At 68.8% G+C, this 1,163-nt stretch carries 2 protein-coding genes; both read left to right on the forward strand.

All coding sequences use genetic code 11. The features are described from left to right. The coding region (locus STRTUCAR8_RS12545) for an IS5 family transposase (RefSeq protein WP_044472084.1) at positions 1–761 on the forward strand (761 nt) is incomplete at its 5' end. 27 nt (positions 762–788) lie between these two features. Beyond that, positions 789–1,160: a hypothetical protein gene (locus STRTUCAR8_RS12550; protein ID WP_078507127.1), complete on the forward strand. Its 372-nt coding sequence runs from the start codon at positions 789–791 to the stop codon at positions 1,158–1,160. The last annotated feature ends 3 nt before the right edge of the window (positions 1,161–1,163 follow it).

Below are 1,163 nucleotides of genomic sequence, written 5' to 3' on the forward strand. Positions count from 1 at the left end.
TGCGGTGGCGTGTGCGGACCGGTGTGCCGTGGCGGGATCTGCCGGTCGAGTACGGGCACTGGCAGACGGTCTACGGGCTGTTCAGGCGTTGGCAGCGTGAGGGTGTGTGGGCTGGGATCTTGACTGCTCTGCAGGCCCGGGCCGATGCTGCGGGTCTGATCGTGTGGGAGGTGAACGTCGATTCCACGGTCTGCCGGGCCCATCAGCATGCTGCCGGTGCCCGCCGGGACACGGCCGGGCAGAAGGAACCTGCGGGCGGGACGCGGACCGAGCCGGACGATCACGGGCTGGGCCGCTCGCGCGGCGGATTCTCCACGAAGATCCATCTGGCCTGTGAGCAGGGGCAGAAGCCGCTGGCGCTGCTGGTCACGGCGGGCCAGCGGGGTGACAGCCCGCAGTTCGAGCGGGTCCTCGAAGCGATCCGGGTGCCCCGCACCGCCGGCGGACGCCCGCGGGTGCGTCCATTGCGGGTACGGGGCGACAAGGCGTATTCCTCGCGAGCCAACCGCGCCTACCTGCGCCGACGCGGGATCAGGTGCACGATCCCCGAGCCGGCCGACCAGATCCGCAACCGCAGGCGCCGAGGCGGCACGGGAGGGCGTCCGCCCGCTTTCGACCGCCAGGACTACAAGGCCCGCCACGCGGTCGAGTGCGGGATCAGCCGCCTCAAACAGCACCGGGCCGTGGCCACCCGATACGACAAGCTCGCCGTCCGCTTCGAGGCGACGGTTCAGATCGCGGCGGTCCAGCAGTGGCTGTGACCTGCCGCCGGCCCATCCGGCCGTGCCATGCTGGCGCCCGAACCGACAGCGCACCATGGGGAGAGTCCAGTGGCCGCCAAGTACTACTGCGCAGACAGCGAAAACGGCGACCACATCGACGACCCGTCCGAGGATGCCCTGTTCGAATTGATCAGCGAACTCAACGACAAGGACAACACGTTCGTCGTCGTCCAGCCCGACCAGGACGACCCAGCCTGGTTTGTGTCCGTCGCTGTCGCTGACGAAGGCGGCTACGAGATCGTCCGACGCGACACCACCCGCCGTGAACACAAGGTCGACACCGATACCAGCATCGACCGGATCGCAGGCGACCTCATCGTCTGGCTGGCCGCCCGCAACTTCCCCGGACGCCCAACCCACCAGACCAGCACCTTCTAAAAC

This window comes from Streptomyces turgidiscabies Car8, from assembly GCF_000331005.1.
GTDB classification, from domain to species: Bacteria; Actinomycetota; Actinomycetes; order Streptomycetales; family Streptomycetaceae; genus Streptomyces; species Streptomyces turgidiscabies.